Source organism: Luteimonas sp. Soil_C_16, assembly GCF_057657295.1.
Map to the genome: position 1 here is coordinate 387,752 of NZ_JBDGIS010000003.1, position 18,850 is coordinate 406,601.

Annotated in this window: 18 protein-coding genes; 4 read left to right on the top strand and 14 right to left on the bottom strand. The window is 67.5% G+C overall.

The annotated features are described in order from the left end of the window. Positions 1-3: 3 nt before the first annotated feature. Together AC3A5T_RS08260 and AC3A5T_RS08265 are read right to left on the bottom strand one after the other, a co-directional pair. A complete protein-coding gene (locus AC3A5T_RS08260) occupies positions 4-840 on the bottom strand; it encodes an NAD-dependent protein deacetylase (protein ID WP_487628141.1) in 837 nt (278 codons plus the stop codon). A 124-nt stretch (positions 841-964) separates the two neighbouring features. Further along, a complete protein-coding gene (locus AC3A5T_RS08265; RefSeq protein WP_487628200.1) occupies positions 965-3,160 on the bottom strand; it encodes a M3 family metallopeptidase in 2,196 nt (731 codons plus the stop codon). A 198-nt stretch (positions 3,161-3,358) separates the two neighbouring features. Between AC3A5T_RS08265 and AC3A5T_RS08270 the strand changes: the two genes are divergently transcribed. Next, the gene (locus tag AC3A5T_RS08270; RefSeq protein ID WP_487628142.1) at positions 3,359-3,841 is read left to right on the top strand and encodes a glutathione peroxidase; all 483 of its coding nucleotides are present in this window, start codon (positions 3,359-3,361) and stop codon (positions 3,839-3,841) included. 139 nt (positions 3,842-3,980) lie between these two features. Here the strand turns inward: AC3A5T_RS08270 and AC3A5T_RS08275 are convergent, their stop codons facing one another. The 4 genes from AC3A5T_RS08275 to AC3A5T_RS08290 all read right to left on the bottom strand — a co-directional run bounded on the left by AC3A5T_RS08275 (position 3,981) and on the right by AC3A5T_RS08290 (position 9,292). Further along, positions 3,981-4,775 (bottom strand): ferredoxin--NADP reductase, encoded by a 795-nt coding sequence (locus tag AC3A5T_RS08275; protein ID WP_332077000.1) that lies wholly within the window; start codon positions 4,773-4,775, stop codon positions 3,981-3,983. Between the two features lie 133 nt (positions 4,776-4,908). Continuing rightward, on the bottom strand, positions 4,909-6,585 hold the full coding sequence (locus AC3A5T_RS08280; RefSeq protein ID WP_487628143.1) for an ABC1 kinase family protein: 1,677 nt from the start codon (positions 6,583-6,585) through the stop codon (positions 4,909-4,911). A gap of 145 nt (positions 6,586-6,730) precedes the next feature. Continuing rightward, the gene (locus AC3A5T_RS08285) at positions 6,731-8,605 is read right to left on the bottom strand and encodes an ABC transporter ATP-binding protein (RefSeq protein ID WP_487628144.1); all 1,875 of its coding nucleotides are present in this window, start codon (positions 8,603-8,605) and stop codon (positions 6,731-6,733) included. Between the two features lie 42 nt (positions 8,606-8,647). Then, a complete protein-coding gene (locus AC3A5T_RS08290; RefSeq protein WP_332077003.1) occupies positions 8,648-9,292 on the bottom strand; it encodes a trimeric intracellular cation channel family protein in 645 nt (214 codons plus the stop codon). 148 nt (positions 9,293-9,440) lie between these two features. Between AC3A5T_RS08290 and AC3A5T_RS08295 the strand changes: the two genes are divergently transcribed. Next, a complete protein-coding gene (locus AC3A5T_RS08295; RefSeq protein ID WP_487628201.1) occupies positions 9,441-10,958 on the top strand; it encodes a fumarate hydratase in 1,518 nt (505 codons plus the stop codon). A gap of 55 nt (positions 10,959-11,013) precedes the next feature. Here the strand turns inward: AC3A5T_RS08295 and AC3A5T_RS08300 are convergent, their stop codons facing one another. The 5 genes from AC3A5T_RS08300 to AC3A5T_RS08320 form a co-directional block, all read right to left on the bottom strand. Further along, positions 11,014-11,376 carry a hypothetical protein gene (locus AC3A5T_RS08300; protein ID WP_487628145.1) on the bottom strand — a complete coding sequence of 121 codons (363 nt, stop codon included), beginning with the start codon at positions 11,374-11,376 and terminating at the stop codon, positions 11,014-11,016. A gap of 29 nt (positions 11,377-11,405) precedes the next feature. After that, on the bottom strand, positions 11,406-12,527 hold the full coding sequence (locus tag AC3A5T_RS08305; protein WP_487628146.1) for a sterol desaturase family protein: 1,122 nt from the start codon (positions 12,525-12,527) through the stop codon (positions 11,406-11,408). A gap of 101 nt (positions 12,528-12,628) precedes the next feature. Next, positions 12,629-13,783: a phospholipase A gene (locus tag AC3A5T_RS08310; protein ID WP_487628147.1), complete on the bottom strand. Its 1,155-nt coding sequence runs from the start codon at positions 13,781-13,783 to the stop codon at positions 12,629-12,631. 2 nt (positions 13,784-13,785) lie between these two features. Next, a complete protein-coding gene (locus AC3A5T_RS08315; protein WP_487628148.1) occupies positions 13,786-14,949 on the bottom strand; it encodes a mechanosensitive ion channel family protein in 1,164 nt (387 codons plus the stop codon). Between the two features lie 76 nt (positions 14,950-15,025). Further along, positions 15,026-15,526 (bottom strand): DUF456 domain-containing protein, encoded by a 501-nt coding sequence (locus AC3A5T_RS08320; protein WP_487628149.1) that lies wholly within the window; start codon positions 15,524-15,526, stop codon positions 15,026-15,028. A gap of 273 nt (positions 15,527-15,799) precedes the next feature. On the opposite strand from AC3A5T_RS08320, the gene AC3A5T_RS08325 reads away from it, so the two are divergent. Continuing rightward, the gene (locus AC3A5T_RS08325) at positions 15,800-16,009 is read left to right on the top strand and encodes a cold-shock protein (RefSeq protein ID WP_487628150.1); all 210 of its coding nucleotides are present in this window, start codon (positions 15,800-15,802) and stop codon (positions 16,007-16,009) included. Between the two features lie 68 nt (positions 16,010-16,077). Here AC3A5T_RS08325 and AC3A5T_RS08330 read toward each other — a convergent pair whose 3' ends face one another. After that, a complete protein-coding gene (locus AC3A5T_RS08330; protein ID WP_332077009.1) occupies positions 16,078-16,563 on the bottom strand; it encodes a peptidoglycan-associated outer membrane lipoprotein precursor in 486 nt (161 codons plus the stop codon). Positions 16,564-16,720: 157 nt separating this feature from the next. Continuing rightward, positions 16,721-17,182, bottom strand: coding sequence for a hypothetical protein (locus tag AC3A5T_RS08335; RefSeq protein ID WP_487628151.1), 462 nt, complete (start codon positions 17,180-17,182; stop codon positions 16,721-16,723). 79 nt (positions 17,183-17,261) lie between these two features. Here AC3A5T_RS08335 and AC3A5T_RS08340 point away from each other — a divergent pair, with 79 nt between their 5' ends. Beyond that, positions 17,262-18,065 (top strand): tRNA threonylcarbamoyladenosine dehydratase, encoded by an 804-nt coding sequence (locus tag AC3A5T_RS08340; protein ID WP_487628152.1) that lies wholly within the window; start codon positions 17,262-17,264, stop codon positions 18,063-18,065. Between the two features lie 9 nt (positions 18,066-18,074). Here the strand turns inward: AC3A5T_RS08340 and AC3A5T_RS08345 are convergent, their stop codons facing one another. Next, a complete protein-coding gene (locus AC3A5T_RS08345; protein ID WP_487628153.1) occupies positions 18,075-18,842 on the bottom strand; it encodes a TatD family hydrolase in 768 nt (255 codons plus the stop codon). Between the last annotated feature and the right edge of the window lie 8 nt (positions 18,843-18,850).

Here is an 18,850-nt window from a genome sequence, read left to right on the forward strand (position 1 = left end):
GCCTTAGCTTGCGAGCGCGCCCAGCGTCGCGCCGATCTCCGCGTCTAGCCGTAGCGTCGCGAGGGCGTCGGCGCGCGTCGTACCACCGTTGAGGATCGCCAGTGGAAGGCCGGCATCGGCCGCCATCTTGGCGAAGCGGAATCCCGAATAGACCATCAGCGACGAGCCGACGACGAGCATCGCGTCGCTCGCGCCGAGCGCCGCCTGCGCATCCTGCACGCGCGCGCGCGGCACGTTCTCGCCAAAGAACACGACGTCCGGCTTCAGCATGCCGTCGCACAGCGGGCAGCGCGGCGGGACGAAGATCTTTTCCGCATCGGCCGCGATGTCGGCATCGCCGTCGGGCGCCATCGCCGCGTCGCCGGGATGCCAGTGCGGATTGTCCGCGACGAGCCGCGGCTGCAGGACGTCGCGTGGCGTGAGGTGGCCGCAGGACAGGCAGGTCACCTGGTCGAGCCGGCCGTGCAGATCGATGACGCGTCGGCTCCCCGCGCGCTGATGCAGGCCGTCCACGTTCTGGGTCAGCAGCGTCGTGACCGGCCCGCCCTGTTCGAGCGTCGCCAGGGCGCGGTGCGCGGCGTTGGGCTGTGCGACCGAGAACTTCGGCCAACCGACGAAACTGCGGGCCCAGTAGCGACGGTACACGGCCGGATCGCCGGTGAACGCCTGCCAGGTCACCGGCGCGGCGCGCTTCCAGTCGCCGTTCGCGTCCCGGTAATCGGGAATGCCCGAGCCGGTACTGATGCCCGCGCCGGTGAGCACGAACACACGCTGGAAGCCGGCGAGCCAGTCGCGCAATCGCGTGGTGGCATCGGGTGCATCGAGGACGATCGCGGACATGCGGCCATGCTACAGGCCGAGTGTGCGGCGGACGTGTGCGCCGTGGAATGCGCGCGTCCGAAGGCCGCAAACGAAACGCCCGGCGCGGGGCCGGGCGTTTCGGGTCACACGGTGCGGTGAGCGGTCAGTTCGCCGCGGCCTTCGGATCCGGTGCGAGACCCCGCTTGATCAGCAGCGGCTCGATCTGCGGCTCGTGGCCGGTGAAATCGATGAACAGCTGCTTGGCATCCTTGCTGCCGCCGCGCGAGAGCAGCGTGCTGCGGAAGCGGTCGCCATTCTCGCGGGTCAGGCCGCCGTTCTGCTCGATCCACTGCACGGTGTTGGCGTCGAGCACTTCCGACCAGATGTAGGCGTAGTAGCCCGCCGCATAACCGCCGTTGATGTGGCTGAAGTACGGCGTGCGGTAGCGCGGCGGCACCGGTGCGTAATCGAGGCCGGCAGCCTTGAGCGCGGCGGCCTCGGTCGCCATGACCTCGGAGCCATCGGGCAGCTGGTCGGCCGGCAACTGGTGCAGGTACTGGTCGAGCATCGCCGAGCCCAGGTACTCGGTCGTCGCGAAGCCCTGGTTGAACTTCGCCGCGGCCTGCACCTTGGCCAGCAGCTCGGCCGGCATCGGCGCGCCGGTGCGGTAGTCCTTCGCGTAGTTGGCGAGGATCGATGGCCAGTCCGCCCACATCTCGTTGACCTGCGACGGGAACTCGACGAAGTCGCGCGGCACGCTGGTACCGCTGAAGAACGGGTACTTCACGTCCGAGAACATGCCGTGCAGCGAGTGGCCGAACTCGTGGAACATCGTCGTCACTTCATCCCAGGTCAGCAGCGTCGGCTGGCCGGGCTGCGGCTTCGGAATGTTCTGGTGGTTCGCGGTGACCGTCAGCGTGCCGTCCAGCTCGGACTGCGAGACGTACGAGTTCATCCACGCGCCGCCGCGCTTGGACGGACGCGCATAGGGGTCGAAGATGAAGATCGCAAGCTGGCTGCCGTCTTCATTGAAGACGTCGTAGGTCCAGGTGTCGGGGTGGTACTTCGGCAGGTCCGTGCGTTCCTTGAACGTGATGCCGTAGAGCTGCGTCGCGGCGAAGAACACGCCGTTCTCCAGCACGTTCTTCATTTCGAAGTAGGGCTTGAGCTGCGCGTCGTCGAAGCTGTACTTGTCCTGGCGGACCTTCTCCGAGTAGTAGGCCCAGTCCCACGGCTCGAGCTGGAACGTCGGCTCGCCCTTGGCGGCCTGTTCGCGGTCGATCATCGCCTGCAGTTCGGCGGCTTCGAGCTTGGCGTTGGCGACGGCGGCCGGTGCGAGCTGGCCCAGCATGTCATTGACGGCCTCGACGGTGCCGGCGGTCGAATCCTCGAGGATGAAGGCGGCCTGGTTCGGGTAGCCCATCAGGTTCGCGCGTTCGGCGCGCAGCTTGAGGATCTGCGAGATGACCTCGGTATTGTCGTACTGGTTGCCGCGGCTGCCGCGGGCGACCGACGCCTTGTGCACGCGCTCGCGCAGCTCGCGGTTGTTGATCTGCGGCAGCGGCGGCTGGCCGGTGGTGTTGAGCAGGGTGATGACGTACTTGCCCTCGAGGCCGCGCGACTTCGCCGCATCCGCCGCGGCGGCGATCTGCGCCTCGCTCATGCCGTCGAGTTCCTCGACGGTATCGACGACGACGGCCGAATCGTTGACTTCGTTGAGCACGTTCTGGCTGAAGGTCGTGCCGAGCTTCGCCGACTCGGCGTTGATGCGGCGCATCTCCTGCTTCTGCGCTTCGGTCAGGTTGGCACCGGCGCGGACGAACATCGTGTGGTAACGCTCGACGAGGCGCTTGCCCTCGGCGTCCAGACCCAGCGAGTCGACATTCTTGAACAATGTGTCGACGCGTGCGAACAGCTTCGGGTTGAGCATCACCGCATCGCGGTGCGCGGCGAATTTCGGCGCGTAGTCGGCGTCGATCTTCTTGCGTGCATCGTTGGTGTCGGTGCCGTTGAGGCTGCCGAAGATGCCGCGGGCGCGCGACAGCACTTCACCGGACTTCTCCAGCGCGATGATCGTGTTGTCGAACGTCGGCGCTTCGGGATTGTTGGCGATCGCCTCGATCTCGCGCAGGTTTTCGGCCATGCCGGCGTCGAACGCGGGACCGAAGTGCTCGTCCTTGATCTGGTCGAAGTGCGGATAGCGCAGATCGAGCGTGCTCTCGACGAACAGCGGGTTGTCGGCGGTGCGCTGGGCGCTCGCGGCGGGCGTGGCGGAGGCGGTGCCGGTGGTCTGCGCGAAGGCGGGCAGGGCGGACACGGCGAGGGCCGCGCACAGGGCGACGGCGAGCGGGTGCTTCAGCAAGGGGATTCTCCCGGTGACATGACCCACTAGGCTAGCCGATCGGGTGTGGACGTGGCCCATGCCGGAAGTCCGGACACGCAATTCCACGGTGCGACAAGGGCTTACGCGCGCAAGCTGCGCCGCATTGCGAAGGATGTGTCGCGCGGGACGGACCGGTCGGTCAGACTGGCGATCCGTTTTCCTGCCGGAGCCGCGATGACCAGCGCATTCGATTTCCAGGCCACCAGCCTCGACGGTTCGCCGCAACCGCTGTCCGATTACGCCGACCGCGTGCTGCTGATCGTCAACGTCGCTTCGAAGTGCGGATTTACCCCGCAGTACACCGGCCTGCAGCAGCTGTGGCGCGATTACCGCGACCAGGGTCTGGTGGTGCTGGGCTTTCCCTGCGACCAGTTCGGGCATCAGGAGCCGGGCACGGCGGCCGACATCCGCGATTTCTGCGCGCTGAACTACGCGGTCGATTTTCCGATGTCGACCAAGGTCGACGTCAACGGCCCGGACGCGCATCCGCTGTGGACCTGGCTGCAGGCGCAGAAGCGCGGCGTGCTGGGCACGCGCGCGATCAAATGGAACTTCACCAAATTCCTGGTGGGCCGCGACGGGCAGGTCATCGACCGGTTCGCGCCGTCGGCCAAGCCGGAAAGCCTGCGCAAGCCGATCGAGGCGGCGTTGGGGTGAGGGGGAAAGCGTCAGCGCATCCCGTCGCTGACCTGTTGTCACTGACCTGTTGAATTACCGCGCGCGTTCGCCCTCACCCCAACGCCTCTCCCGGGGGGGGGAGGGGCTCGAAGCCGATGCGCGGCACGCGCCGCGCGCATCACTTCTCGACGAACGCGCGCTCGAAGACGTACTGGCCCGGCGTGCCGATGCGCGGCGCGGCTTCGAAGCCGCGGGCGTCGAGCAGCTGGCGGAAGTCGGCCAGCATCTGCGGGCTACCGCAGATCATCGCGCGGTCGTGTTCGGGGTCGAGCGGCGGCAGGCCGAGATCGGATGCCATGCGTCCGCTGTCGAGCAGTTCGGTCAGACGGCCGCGGTGGCTGCGGCCGTTGAAGTCGAAGTCCTCGCGGGTCACCGCGGGGTAGTACAGCAGCTGCTTCGCCATCTGCTCGCCGAGGAACTCGTGGTGCGGCAGTTCGTTGACGATGTAGTCGCGGTAGGCCAGGTCCTGCGGCGTGCGCACGCCGTGGGTCACGATGACCTTGTCGAAGCGCTCGTAGGTCTCGGGATCCTTGATCACCGACAGCCACGGCGCGAAGCCGGTGCCGGTGCCCAGCAGATACAGGTTCCGGCCCGGGTGCAGATCGTGGATCAGCAGGGTGCCGGTCGGCTTGCGGCCGATCAGCACCTGGTCGCCCGGCTGGATGTGCTGCAGGCGCGAAGTCAGCGGGCCGTTGTCGACCTTGATGCTGAAGAACTCGAGCTGCTCTTCCCAGTTCGCGCTGGCGATCGAGTACGCGCGCAGGATCGGCTTGCCTTCGGTTTCCAGCCCGATCATCACGAACTGGCCGTTCTCGAAGCGGAAGCCATCGTCGCGGGTGGTGGTGAAGCTGAAGTAGGCGTCCGTCCAGTGACGGACATCCAGCACCGTTTCGGTGCCAAAGGCGGCTGACATAAGCGGAAGAAGCGACGCGGGAAACCGGGAATGATACCAGCGATGAGACCGGTTCTCATTTTGCCGACGACGAGCGCGCCGGACATGGCATTCCACCCGCGCCCGGTGCGCGGGTGCTATCGGACGGGCGGGCCTAGTTCGGCCCGCGTTCCTCGTTCGGTTTGGCGCGCTTGTCGCCGAGCAAGGCGCTGAGCACGATCGCGATGCCGAGCCCGGCGCCGGTGAGGAACAGCAGCAGCGCGATCGCCGGATAGCCGAACAGCCGTGGGCCGCCGGGGTTGTCCATCATCATCGCCGAGGCCAGGATCAGCGCCGCGGTGACGATGCCGGCCGCGATGCGGTTGGCGATCTTGTGCAGGCTTTCGAGCAGGTGCGATTCCTCGAGCCCGGTCAGCCGCACGCGCAGGCGGTTCTCCGACAGCAGCGACAGCACGTTCGAGACCTTGCGCGGCGCATCGCGCACCAGCTCCTGCATGTCCATCAGTTCGCTGGCGAGATTGGCCGGCGACAGGGACTTGCGCAGGCGCTGGCGCATCATGTTGTTGAGGTGGTCTTCGACCACGCGCTTCATGTCCATGTCGGGGTCGAGCGCCTGCACCACCGATTCGAGATGCAGCAGCGTCTTGCCGAGCAGGCTCATCTCCGGGGCCGTACGCAGGCCGCAGGACGTAGCGAGACGCACGAGATCGAGCATCAGACGGCCTTCGGTCTGCCCGGTCGCGCCGGACTGCGCGGCGTAGCGCGCGACCAGCTGGCCGACGTCGCGGTAGTAGCGTCCTTCGTCGAAATCCTCCAGCCGCGTGCCCATCGCGATGCCTTCGGCCGCCACCTGCTCGCCGCGTCCGTCCACGGCCGCGAACAGGAGCTTGAGCAGGCGTTCGCGGGTGCGCGGCGGCACGTGCGCCACCATGCCCAGATCGAGCAATGCGAGACGCCCGTCGCGGGTGAACAGCAGGTTGCCCGGATGCGGATCGGCGTGGATCTCGCCGTGCACGAACACCTGGTCGAGATAGCCGTGCAGCAGTTCGGTCGCCAGCGGCGCCATGTCCCGCTCGGTACGCTGCAGGCCGGTGATGTCGGTGACCTTGGTGCCCTCGACCAGTTCCATCGTCAGCACGCGCGCACGGGTGAGATCCCAGATCGGCTTGGGCACGAACAGCGCGGGATAGGCCACGAAATGCGCGTCGAACCGGTCGAGGTTCTCGGCCTCGACGCGGTAGTCGAGTTCGGCCAGCAGCGTGCGCCGGAACTCGTGCACCCAGTCGGCGAAGCGGATGCGACGGCCCACCTCGGTGACCCGGTCGACGCCGCCGGCCAGACGGGCGAGGGTGTCCAGATCGTCGCGGATCTGTTCGGTGATGCCGGGGCGCTGCACCTTCACCGCGACCTTGCGGCCGTCTCGCAGCGTCGCGCGATGCACCTGCGCCAGCGACGCCGCGCCGATCGGCGTTTCGTCGAAGTTGTCGAAGATCTTGCTGATGCGCACGCCCAGCGCATCCTCGACCGCATCGTGGATGACGTCGAACGGCAGCGGCGCCACGTCGTCCTGCATGCGCTCCAGCGCGGCGAGATAGGCGGGCGGCACCATGTCCGGGCGCGTCGACAGCGCCTGGCCGATCTTGATGAAGGTCGGGCCGAGCGCTTCGAGGTCGTCGACGAAGGCTTCCGGCTTGCCGGGCTCGCCTTCGAGCGCGGCATCGGCCGTGGCGGGATCGAACTCGAAACCCGACAACACCCCCGCGCTGCGATATTTCATCAGGAATCGCAGGATCTGCGCATGACGCGCAAGCGCGCGGCTGGTGTCGGTCATTCGGTGCACTCCATTGGTCACCGGCAGCGTACGCAAGCCGGCGTCAACGGTGACTCACGGCCGCGGCGACTGTGTGAGCGCACGCGCCCGACGGGGCATCGCCCGGAACGCCCAATCGCGCGCGAGCGCGCGCCCACAGTCGCCGTCAGCGATATCCGGCGGCCTGCAGTTCGAACAGCTCTGCGTAGCGCCCGCCCTGCGTCATCAGCTCGGCATGCGTGCCGCTGGCTTCGATGCGGCCCTGTTCGAGCACGAGGATGCGATCGGCCATGCGCACGCTGGAGAAGCGGTGCGAGATCAACACGGCGGTGCGATCTTCCGACAGTTCCTTGAAGCGGCGGAACACTTCGAACTCGCTGCGCGCATCCAGCGCGGCAGTGGGTTCGTCGAGGATCATCACCTGCGCCTCGCGCATGTAGGCGCGGGCGATCGCGATCTTCTGCCACTGGCCGCCCGACAGATCGACGCCGGTCTTGAAGCGCCGGCCGATCAGCTGGTCGTAGCCGCCCGGCAGGCCGGCGATCAGCTCGTCGGCCATCGAACGGCGCGCGGCGTCCTGGATGCGCGCATCGTCGCCCATCGCTTCGATGCGACCGACGCCGATGTTCTCGCCGGCGGTCAGGTGATAGCGCACGAAGTCCTGGAAGATCACACCGGTGTTCGCGCGCAGCGCGTCGAGGTCGTAGTCGCGCAGGTCGCGGCCGTCGAGCAGGATCCGGCCCTCGTCGGGGTCGTAAAGACGCGCCAGCAGTTTGACCAGCGTGGTCTTGCCCGCGCCGTTCTCGCCGACCAGCGCCAGCACCTCACCCGCCTGCAGGGTGAAATCGAGATGCCGCACCGCCCAGCGTTCCGCGCCGGGATAGCGGAAGCCGACGTTCTCGAACACGAAGCCTTCGCGGATCGGCTGCGGGAACGGCACCGGGTCGATGGGGGAGGTGATCTCCGGTTCGATCGCGAAGAACGAGAACAGGTCGTCGAGATACAACGCCTGCCCGGCGACCTGCGAGAAGCCGACCAGCAGGCTTTCCAGCAACTGGCGCAGGCGGCGGAAACTGCCGGCGAGGAAGGTCAGATCGCCGATCGTGAAATCGCCGCGCACCGTGCGCCAGGCGATGTAGGCGTAGGCGACGTAGTAACCCAGCGTGCCGAGCGCGGCCAGCAGCGTGCCCCAGATCGCGCGTCGCCTTGCCAGCGAGCGGTTGGCCAGGAAGAAGCCGTCGGCGAGCGTGCGGTAGCGGTCGATCAGAAACCGGTGCAGACCGAAGATCTTGACCTCTTTCGCGGTCTCCAGACTCGCGCCGGTCTGGCGCACGTATTCCAGCTGGCGGCGTTCGGGCGTCCACTGGAAGTTGAGCGTGTAGCCGAGCGCATTGAAATGCGACTCGCCGATGAAGGCCGGGATCAGCGCGATCGCCAGCAGCAGGATCAGCCACGGCGCGTAGACCATCAGGCCGATCGCGAAACTCACGACCGTGATCGCGTCCTGCACCTGGCCGAACAGCTGGCCCATCAGGTTCATGCGCCCCATCGTCTGCCGGCGCGCGCGGTCGAGCTTGTCCTGCAGCTCGGGATCCTCGAAGTCTTCGAGATCGAGCGTCGCCGCGTGTTCCATCAGCCGCACGCTGGTCGCGTTGGTGAACAGCTCCGACAGCAGATTGTCGGCGTAGCTCACCATGCGGCCGAGCAGATCGGAGCCGATCGCCAGGCCGAATTCCAGCGCCAGCAGCCAGGCGAGATGGTCCAGCGCGCCACTGCGCCAGGCCGAGGCCAGATCGTCGAAGGCCACGCCCGCGCCGACGACGCGGATCGCCTCGTCGATGATCAGCTTGCCGATGTACAGCATCACCACCGGCAGAAACGCGCGGATCAGGCGCAGGCCGAGGCTGGTCAGCGTCAGGCCCGGACTGGTCTGCCAGATCAGCTTCAGGAACGGCCGCAGATTGCGCATCGCGTCGAAGCGTTCGCGCAGGCTCGGGCGTTGCGCGCTCGCGGCGGCGCGCTTGGGGGGGGATGTCGACATGGCCGATATCGTATGCGCGCGCGTGACAGACCGCTGCGACGGTCAGCGCATCGCGTCGGGCGGTTCGCCTTCGCCGCCGGACTGCAGCGCCACCGGCAGTTGCCAGCCGAAGCGCAGCGCCATCATCCGCAGGCCGAAACACAGCAGCGCGCCGGCGATCGCGCAGGGGGCGGGCGGCCACTGCAGCCAGTGTCCGATGGCGACCACGGCCGCGCCGGCCAGCGCCGCAACCGCATAGAGCTCGGCGCGCAGTACCAGCGGCACCTGCGCCATCAGCACGTCGCGGGCGATGCCGCCGCCGATGCCGGTCAACATGCCCAGCGCGGCGGCCATCGGCGGGTCGATGCCGAAATCCAGCGCCTTCTGCGTGCCGACGACGGCGAACAGCGCGAGCCCCATCGCATCGAACATCCGCACCGGCTGCTGCAGCCGCTCGATCAGCGGCGCCCAGACGAAGGTGATCAGGCCGGCGGCCAGCGTGATCGCCGGATAGCGCCAGTCGCTGAGGGCGGCAACCGGGGTGGCGCCGATCAGCACGTCGCGGGTCATGCCGCCCGCGGTCGCGGCGGCGAAGGCGAGCACCAGCACGCCGAACAGGTCCAGCCGGCGACGCACGCCGAGCATCGCGCCACTGAGGGCGAAGACGAAGGTGCCGACCAGATCCAGCACGAGTACGAGGATGTCCATGCGCACAGTGTGCGCGGCGCGCGCCGGACCTGCAGCCCCGGCCGGGACGTGCCTGCGGGCCGATGGCCTAGAATGGGCGGGTTTTCCGCCAGCCTTCGAGCCAGCCGTGACCGCCAGCCATTCCGCATCCCCGGTGTCGTCGACACCCGTGTCGATCCGCCAGGACGACTTCATCCAGTCCGTCGCCGATGCCCTCCAGTACATCAGCTACTACCACCCGGTCGACTACATCAAGAACCTCGCCGCCGCCTACGAGCGCGAGGCCTCGCCGGCCGCGAAGTACGCGATCGCGCAGATCCTGATCAATTCGCGCATGTGCGCCGAGGGCCACCGGCCGATCTGCCAGGACACCGGCATCGTCACCGTGTTCCTCGAAGTCGGCATGTCGGTGCGCTGGGACGACGCGACGATGGGCGTCGAGGACATGGTCCACGAGGGCGTGCGCCGCGCGTACAACCATCCGGACAACAAGCTGCGCGCCTCGGTGCTGGCCGATCCCGCCGGCAAACGCGTCAATACCAAGGACAACACGCCGGGCGTGGTCAACGTCAAGATCGTGCCGGGCAACACGGTAGACGTGATCGTCGCGGCCAAGGGCGGCGGCTCGGAGGCGAAGTCGAAGTTCGCGATGCTCAATCCGTCCGATTCGATCGTCGATTGGGTGCTCAAGACCGTGCCGACGATGGGCGCCGGCTGGTGCCCACCCGGCATGCTCGGCATCGGCATCGGCGGCACCGCCGAGAAGGCGATGCTGCTGGCCAAGGAAGCGCTGATGGAGCCGATCGACATCGTCGAGCTGCAGGCCCGCGGCGCGTCGAACCGCGCCGAGGAACTGCGCCTCGAGCTCTACGACAAGGTCAACGCGCTCGGGATCGGCGCGCAGGGCCTGGGCGGCCTGACGACCGTGCTCGACATCAAGGTCAAGGATTTCCCGACCCACGCGGCCAACCTGCCGGTCGCGCTGATCCCGAACTGTGCGGCCACGCGCCATGCGCATTTCACCCTCGACGGCAGCGGCCCGGTGATGCTCGATCCGCCGTCGCTCGCCGACTGGCCGGAGCTGACCTACAACCCGACCGGCGCGCGACGCGTCGATCTCGACACGATCACGCCGGAAGCGGTCACCACCTTCAAGCCGGGCGAGGTGCTGCTGCTGAGCGGCAAGCTGCTGACCGGCCGCGACGCCGCGCACAAGCGCATGGTCGAAATGCTCGACCGCGGCGAGACGCTGCCGGTCGATCTCAAGGGCCGCTTCATCTATTACGTTGGCCCGGTCGATCCGGTGCGCGACGAAGTCGTCGGCCCCGCGGGCCCGACCACCGCGACACGCATGGACAAGTTCACCGACCAGATCCTCGAACAGACCGGCCTGCTGGGCATGGTCGGCAAGGCCGAGCGTGGCCCGACCGCGATCGAAGCGATCAAGAAGCACCAGTCGGTGTATCTGATGGCGGTCGGCGGCTCGGCGTATCTGGTGTCGAAGGCGATCAAGGCCGCCAAGGTGCTCGCGTTCGAGGACCTCGGCATGGAAGCGATCTATGAATTCGAAGTGCAGGACATGCCGGTGACCGTCGCCGTCGATTCGGCCGGCACTTCGGTGCACGAGACCGGTCCGCGCGAGTGGAAGGCACGCATCGGCGGGATTCCGGTGGTCGAGATCGCCTGAGCCGTTCGAACGTTCGAAACACGACGGCGCCTGCGGGCGCCGTCGTCGTTTCCGGTCAGGGATCTAACATCTTCGCACCGCATTGCAGCGCGCACATCAAGCGGTCTTCGCGGCAATCCGCGGTGTTCGGCACCGAACCCTGGCATGCCCCCATGCTCTGCTTGGCCTCGCAGGCCTGCACGGTGCGATCGTCGACCGCACGGTCGACACAGGTCTGCACTGCACCACTGTTGTCGCAACTTCGCGCGATGCTCTCTGCCCGGCTTGCCTCATCGAAAGAACATCGGGCCAGCACCGCATCGCACGCAGCGATGCAGCTACGGCCTTCGGGCGATGTCGGCAGCAGCAGGCGCGGTTCGGTCGCGCAGGCTGCGAGCAGCCACAGAAAGAGCGTGCAGACAGCGGCACGGGTGGCCATGCGAAGCGTGTGCGTCATGCCCTGTGCCCTCAGTCCACGAACGTGTCGAAAGTCTTCTTCCGCCGGAACGGCATCAGATGCTGTTCGACGATGCCCTGCGGCACGGTCTCCAGTTTCATGACGCCGTATTCCTCGGGCCACTCCGCCTGGTCGCGTGGCAGCTTGAACGTGCCCATCAGCATGTCGATCAGCGGCAGATGGATCGCGTAGTTGACGTCGACGTAGTCCTGCTGCCGGGCGTGATGCCAGTGGTGATAGCGCGGCAGCACCAGCAGGTATTCGAGCCAGCCGAAACGCACGCCGATGTTGGCGTGGGCGATCACCGCCTGCAGGCCGACCAGGATCACGTAGGCATTGACTGCCGGTGTCGAGAACCCCAGCACCAGCAGCGGCAGCAGCACGAAACTGCGCGTGAGCACGATTTCGACGAAATGTATGCGCGAGCCGGCCAGCCAGTCCATCTCGCGGCTGGAATGGTGCACGGCGTGGAAGCGCCAGAGCCAGGGCACGTTGTGGTACGCGCGGTGCAGCAGCGCCTGGGCGAGATCGGCGACGAAGACCGCGATCAGGAACTGCGCCCAGACCGGCAGCGACTGGATCGCATCCTTGAGTGCGGGGAATGCCGCGAGCCCGGCGATCGTCGAGGTGGAGGCGGTGACCAGGATCAGGATGAACTGCACGAGCACGTGGCTCATGAAGAAGTAGGCGATGTCGGTGCGCCAGCCGCGGCGCAGCGGCGACATGCGCCGCTTGCCGAAGTAGCGCTCCAGCGGCACGAACACCAGCGCCGAGAAGAACAGCGAGATCACGAACCAGTCGAGGCCCAGCGAGTAGGGCGTCGCGCCGATGCTGTCGAACTGCACGTTGGTGCCGCCGAGCAGCACCGCGAGCGTCGCGCTGCCCACACCGACCGTCGCGATGCGGCGGTTGCGGTCGCGCAGGATCGCCAGCGTGCCGAGGATGAAGGCCGCGACCAGACCGACCAGCAGCAGGTGCCGGGCGAACCCTTCGTTGTAGACCGCGCGGAACTCGCGGCTGGTCAGCAGTTCCGGAAAGTGGAAACAGACCACGCCGAACACGCTGAGTAGACCCAGCAGGGCCGATGCATAGGCGAAGAACGAACGACGGGGGCGGGCAACGGCAGCGTCCATGCGGGCACCGGGCGGCGGGAGACGCTGCCGAGCATAGGACAGAACACGCCGTCGCCGCCCGGGTAGGGCGACGACGGCGTCAGGCCGTCAGTGGACCGGCTTCAGAACCAGTCGAGCAGCGAGATGCCCAGGCCGACGTACGTGGCCTTGTGGTTGTAGTCGATCAGGCTTTCGCCATAGCCGCTGAACACCTGCAGGTGGCCACGGAAATTGCGGTGGATCGGGAAGCCCCAGTCGAACTGCAGCGCACCGCGCGAACGCTCTCCGCCGCGCAGCGTGTGCCGGCCCATCAGCGTGTACACGTGACCACCGCGGACGTGGGTCAGGGTCATGTCGCCACGACCCATGTAATCCTCGATGTCCGGGTTGTCGTCCTCGCTGCCGTCGGAGATGCGCACCCACGGGCGCACCACGAGGGCCCAGTCCTCGCGATCGAATCCGAAGTTGAACATCACCCGGTTCCAGCTGCGCGACAGCGGATCGCCACGGCCGTTGGACTGGTGGTTGACGCCGATCGCGGCCATGCGGCCGTGCCAGCCGCCGGGGAGGCTGTAGCCGTTGCGGAACACCATCAGCACTTCGGGTTCGTAGTTGGTCTCGCGGAACGGGCGCGATTCCTCGGTGTTGTAGACCTGCCAGCGCGAGCTCTGGGTGTAGCCCATCCAGATGTCGCCATTGGTGCCGAACAGGTTCTCCACCGCCTTGGTCTTGAAGCTCAGCTGGAACTTCGCTTCCAGACTGTCGAGACCCTGCGGCGTGGTGACGGTGTTGTCGGGGTTGGGCGAAGACGGCGTCTGGTTGACGTCCGACGTCCAGAACGCAGGCAGCAGGTAGACCGGCTTGTAGGCGCGCAGGTTGAAGATGCCGAGCTTGGAATCCTTGGCCAGCTCCCAGCGGCTGTCGAGCAGCGAACCCTGGCCGGCATTCGCGATCGCATCGGTCAGACGTTCGCCACCATCATGGGAATACAGGCTGCGCGAAGCGGTGCCTTCGGCCAGCGCATCGGCGCGCACTGCCGGATTGCTGCGCAGCTCGCGTGCCACGGCGGCCTCGGTATCGGCCTGCTGCGGCGTGCGTGCGGCGCGGCCCGTCATCGCGTCGAAGCAGGCCAGACGCTGGGCGTCCTGTTCGAGCGCGACACAGGCGTCCATGCTCGCGGGCGCGTTCGGCGCGGCGGTCGGCACCTCGGGCGTCTGCGCGTGGGCCAAGCCCGTGGCTGCGGCCAGAGCGGCAGGAAGGAGATAAGCGGGTCGCATGATCAGGTCGCGTCCTTGAGCGTGAGGAGGTTGCTTTCGTCGGTACTCTGCACCTCGGCGACCTGGCGGTCGATATCCCGGTTGACCGAGGTATCGACGCCGGCGCTGGTGGCCGGCTCGTGGTCGACGGCCGCCGGTGTGGCGGCGTCCTCTTCCCGGGCCAGCACCACGTGTGTCGTGGTCTTCGGCCCTTGTATCCCGTCGCGCCAGAACGCGCCCTTCACAAGCCGGATCGCCTCGCTGCGGGTCTTGCCCAGATCGCTGTGGCGCTGGTCCACCCAGCCGAAGAAACGCAGCACGACACCGTTCGCGCCGTACTCGACCACCATCCACGACGGGCCGGGATCGGTGAGCACGCCGTCGATGCTGGCGATCTCCGCCATCGCGACCGCATGCGCTTTCCGGATCGACTGGCTGGCATCGATGTTGAAGGTGAAATCGAAGCGGCGTTTCGGGTTGCTGGTGTAGTTGAGGATCACCGCCTTGAACACCAGCGCATTGGGCAGGCGCAACTCGTTGCCCTCGAGCGTGATCAGCGTCATCGCACGTGCACTGAGCGCGGCGACCTTGCCTTCGTAGCTGTCAATCTTGACCATCTCGCCGGGTTCGAACGGGCGGCGCAGGCTCAGCAGGATGCCGGCGATGTAGTTCTCGGCGATGTCCTTGAACGCGAAACCCAGGGCCAGACCCAGCACGCCGGCCGAGCCGAGCATCGCGCCGACCAGTGCGGTGGCATTGAGCAGATCCAGCGCGATCAGGATGCCGATCAGCAGGATCACCGTGCGCACCGCGCGCCGGATCAGCCCGTCGAGATAGGGATTGCGCGTGCGCAGGCGCAGCCAGTGCAGACGCTGCGACACCAGGCCGCCGATCCACGAGGCGAGGAAGACGATCAGTGCCGCGGCGAGCAGCAGTGGCAGGTTCGCGACCAGGCGCAGCACGCGCGCTTCGGCCTCGTCGTAGACCTGGTCGACGCGGGTGCGCACGTCCACGTCTTCGACCACCGCGGCCGGCGCGGGGGTGGTCGCAACGGCGGCGTCAGGTTCTGTCGGCGTGCTCGGCGCGGCGGCGGCGACTGCGGCGGCCGGCGCGGCATGGATCGGGGCGGCGCATGCACATGCCAGCACGGCGAGGCAGGCGCCGAGAACGATGGCAGTCAGGCGCATGGGAGCGGGGTCGAGCGAAGCGGTATCGGGCATGTGGCGTGCGGACGTCGTGGACTGGAGCGCGACGATAGTGCACTCACCACCACCAGGCGAATGCGAAGACCGCGAGCATCAGCACCGCGAGTGCGAGCTTGAGCGCGACGCCGATCGCGATGCCGATCCACGTACCGACGCCAACGCGCGTCGCCTGGCCCAGCCCGCCGGGCCGCAGATCGCGACGGCTGATCAGTTCGCCGATGACGGCGCCGACGAAGGGGCCGGCGAACAGTCCCGGCAAGCCGAAGAACAGACCGACGAAGGTGCCGACGATCGTGCCGACGAGTGCGAGCCGGCTGGCACCGACCCGTTTCGCCCCGACCGCCGTCGCCCAGAAGTCGACCACGAACGACACCGCCGTCAGCACGCCCAGCGTGACCAGCGACCAGACGCCGATGCGCTCGAAACCATCCGCCCACGCGGCGAGCAGCATGCCGGCGAACATCAGGGGGACGCCCGGCAATGCAGGCAGCACGACGCCGGCCAGGCCGACCAGGACGAGCAGTGCCGCGAGCACGTAGAACAGGGTACTCAGGTCCACGTTGCAGCTCCTCGGAACGGGGTCGCAACCCGGTTCCGGCGGTCGCGAAAAGATGGGGTAACCCCGGATTGCATTTTCATAAACAGCGGGGTACTTTGCGATCGCTGTGTTTGTCAAGGTCACCGTGAACCGTGACCCTGCGTGAAGTAGATTCGTGTTGGCTCGTCCCACCCGGTCCGCTGCATCGTCGCACCCGTGTTCTCCTTGCAACCAGCCGCCGCATCCGGCGTTCCATCGATCAGTTATCGAATCGTTCCAGGGAGAGAGAGCAACATGGCAACTCGCGAAAACGGTACCGTCAAGTGGTTCAACGACGCGAAGGGTTTCGGCTTCATCAGCCGCGAAAGCGGTGAAGACGTGTTCGTGCACTTCCGCGCCATCCAGGGCACCGGCTTCAAGTCGCTGCAGGAAGGCCAGCAGGTCTCGTTCGAGGTCGTGCAGGGCCAGAAGGGTCTGCAGGCGGACGCTGTCACGCCGCTCTGATCCCGACGGATTCGAGCCAGAAAAAACCCGGCCTGCGCCGGGTTTTTTCGTGTGCGGTTGCCGGCCGGTCAGTAGGCGTAGGCCTGGCCGTTCTGCACGCGCACGTTCGAACCTTCGCGCAGACCGCCGATGTCGCTCTGCGAGAGCACAGTAGTGCGACCATCCTGCATGCGGACGTGGACGTTGTAGTGGGTGCCACCGCCCTCGGTGCGGTTCTGGATCGCATTGCCGGCCAGCGCGCCGCCGACCGCGCCCGCGCCGATCGCCACATTGCGACGGCCCTCGCTGTCGGTGTTGCGACGGGCGAGCTCCTTCGCGGCGACGGCGCCCACGACGCCACCGATCAGCGGGCCGGCGATGTTGGGATTGTTGTTGCCGCGGATGGTTTCTATCCGCGTGACGGTGCCGCAGTCGTAGCAGTTCGCAGGACGGCCGTAGCCGCTGTTGCCATACCCGCTATTGCCGTAGCCGCTGCCGTAGCCGGGCGAGGTCGCGCAGCCGGCGAGAGCGATGGATGCGGCCAGTGCGGCGGTTCCGATCAGACCAGTCTTCATGGGGCTAACCTCCGGTTGCGTTTGCAGCATGTGTAGGGAGCGCGGGTGTCTCGACCCGACGCGGCAACGCTAGGCATTGCCGCGTGAATGCCGCAGCAATTCCACGGCGTCTCGCGGAAACATGCAGCGCCCGTTCAGTCGGATCGCGCAGCCCGGCTCAGCCGCGCATGTCCTGATGGCAGGCGCCGCAGGTCTCGCCGATCGCGTCGATCGTCGTGCGCAATCCGGCGCAGTCCGCCGGCGGTGTCGCAAGCGCCGCATCGAGGGTGCGACGCGTGCCGGCGGCATGGGCGACGAAGCCGCGGTGATCGCGCAGGTCGGGGAACGCCGCCTCGAGATCGTTCGACAGCGCGCGCATCGTCTGCAGGTGCGCCAGGGCGTCGCTCGATGCGCAACGGTTCGACGCCAGATTCCCGGATAGCTGCGCCATCTGCGCCTGGTAGAGCTGCATCAGCACGGTGGGATACCGGTCCTGCCAGGTCTTGCGGGCGTCGAGTGTGCGCAGCAACACCACAACGACCACGAGGCCGACGAGCAGGCCGATCGCGAACACCACGAGATAGCCAGCCGCCGAGGACGGCGGACGGGGTGGTGTCGCAGTCGGAGGCGTCGTGGACATCGCGGATTCCTGGCGGGGCGCTGGGCGGCGCGACCTTAGCACGCGGTCGTGCACCGCCCGCCGCCGTTAAACTGTGCATATGGACGAAGACGCACGCGCACGATTTTCTGGTATCGAACGGCTGTACGGGCAGGGCAGCGTCACGCGCCTGCTGCAGCGGCATGTCGCGGTGGTCGGTCTGGGCGGCGTCGGCTCGTGGGTCGCCGAAGCGCTGGCGCGCACCGGGGTGGGTGCACTGACTCTGATCGATGCCGACGACATCTGCGTGTCGAACACCAACCGCCAGTTGCCCGCGCTCGCGGGGCAGTACGGTCGCAACAAGGCCGAGGCGATGGCCGAGCGCTGCCGGGCGATCAATCCGTCGATGGCGCTGCATGCCGTGCAGGCCTTCGTGACGCCGGCCAATCTGGAAGACATGCTGGGCGGCGGTTTCGATCTCGTCATCGATGCCTGCGACAGCTTCCGCAGCAAGGTCGAACTGATCGCCTGGTGCCGGAGGCGCAAGTTGCCGGTCATCACCGTGGGCGCCGCAGGCGGACGCATCGATCCGACCCTGGTGCGCGTGCGGGATCTGTCGCGCACCGAGCACGACGCGATGCTCGCGCTGATCCGCAAGAAGCTGCGCGCGGAGTTCAATTTCCCGAAGACGCCCAAGCGCTACTTCGGCGTGTCGGCGATCTATTCGCTGGAGAACGTGCGCTATCCGCAGGCCGACGGCACGGTCTGCGGCCTCCGCCCGCAGCTGGGGCCGGATGCGGCCCTCAATCTGGATTGCGGCAGCGGGCTGGGTGCCGCGACGCACATCACCGGCGCCTTCGCGTTCGCGGCCGTGGGCCGCGCGATCGAGCTGCTGCTCAAGCCGTCGGCCGACGTTGCAGCCTGAGCCCGCGCTTCAGTCCGCCGCGATCCGGAACAGGGCCAGCGCATTGCGCGAGGTCTGCGCGGCGACGTCGTCGGGCGTGAGTCCGCGCAACTGCGCGACCACGTCGCGGATACGGGTCAGCCGGGCGGGCTCGTTGCGCTGACCGCGGTGGTCGGCGTCGGGCTGATCGGGCGCATCGGTCTCGAGCAGCAGCTGTTCGAGCGGCATGTCCGCGACCACGCGATGCAGACGCTTCGCGCGGTCATAGGTCAGCGGTCCGCCGAGTCCGATCAGAAATCCGATCTTCCACAGCTGCGCGGCCTGCTCGGGGCTGCCGCTGAAGCTGTGGACCACACCGCGCAGACCGTCGAAGCGACGCAGCAGGCCGATGGTCTCTTCGACCGCGCGTCGTGCATGCACGATCACCGGTAGATCGCGCGCATGCGCGAGCCGCAGCTGGCCTTCGAAATAGTGCAGCTGCGCGTCGGCGTCGAGACCCGCGACGAAATGATCCAGCCCGCACTCGCCGATTGCGACCGGTCGTTCGCGGTCGACCCAGTCGGCGAGTGCATCGAGGTGCCCGGGCCGGTGATGGGGCAGGAATGTCGGATGCAGGCCATAGGTCGCGTGCAGGCCGGGCGCGGCCGCGCAGACCTCGCGCAGCTTCGGCCACGCCTCCGCATGCGTCGCCGGCACCACCTGATGCGCGACGCCTGCCTGCCGCGCGCGCGTCACCACGGCATCGCGATCGGGATTGAATTCCGGCGCGTCGAGGTGGCAATGGCTGTCGACCAGCATCGCGGTGT

Coding starts and splice junctions, on each gene's coding strand:
- AC3A5T_RS08260 (WP_487628141.1), bottom strand. CDS start 840: ATGTCCGCGATCGTCCTCGATGCACCCGATGCCACCACGCGATTGCGC.
- AC3A5T_RS08275 (WP_332077000.1), bottom strand. CDS start 4,775: ATGTCAGCCGCCTTTGGCACCGAAACGGTGCTGGATGTCCGTCACTGG.
- AC3A5T_RS08335 (WP_487628151.1), bottom strand. CDS start 17,182: ATGTCCACGACGCCTCCGACTGCGACACCACCCCGTCCGCCGTCCTCG.
- AC3A5T_RS08340 (WP_487628152.1), top strand. CDS start 17,262: ATGGACGAAGACGCACGCGCACGATTTTCTGGTATCGAACGGCTGTAC.
- AC3A5T_RS08270 (WP_487628142.1), top strand. CDS start 3,359: ATGACCAGCGCATTCGATTTCCAGGCCACCAGCCTCGACGGTTCGCCG.
- AC3A5T_RS08285 (WP_487628144.1), bottom strand. CDS start 8,605: ATGTCGACATCCCCCCCCAAGCGCGCCGCCGCGAGCGCGCAACGCCCG.
- AC3A5T_RS08305 (WP_487628146.1), bottom strand. CDS start 12,527: ATGGACGCTGCCGTTGCCCGCCCCCGTCGTTCGTTCTTCGCCTATGCA.
- AC3A5T_RS08345 (WP_487628153.1), bottom strand. CDS start 18,842: ATGCTGGTCGACAGCCATTGCCACCTCGACGCGCCGGAATTCAATCCC.
- AC3A5T_RS08300 (WP_487628145.1), bottom strand. CDS start 11,376: ATGGCCACCCGTGCCGCTGTCTGCACGCTCTTTCTGTGGCTGCTCGCA.
- AC3A5T_RS08315 (WP_487628148.1), bottom strand. CDS start 14,949: ATGCGCCTGACTGCCATCGTTCTCGGCGCCTGCCTCGCCGTGCTGGCA.
- AC3A5T_RS08325 (WP_487628150.1), top strand. CDS start 15,800: ATGGCAACTCGCGAAAACGGTACCGTCAAGTGGTTCAACGACGCGAAG.
- AC3A5T_RS08280 (WP_487628143.1), bottom strand. CDS start 6,585: ATGACCGACACCAGCCGCGCGCTTGCGCGTCATGCGCAGATCCTGCGA.
- AC3A5T_RS08330 (WP_332077009.1), bottom strand. CDS start 16,563: ATGAAGACTGGTCTGATCGGAACCGCCGCACTGGCCGCATCCATCGCT.
- AC3A5T_RS08290 (WP_332077003.1), bottom strand. CDS start 9,292: ATGGACATCCTCGTACTCGTGCTGGATCTGGTCGGCACCTTCGTCTTC.
- AC3A5T_RS08310 (WP_487628147.1), bottom strand. CDS start 13,783: ATGCGACCCGCTTATCTCCTTCCTGCCGCTCTGGCCGCAGCCACGGGC.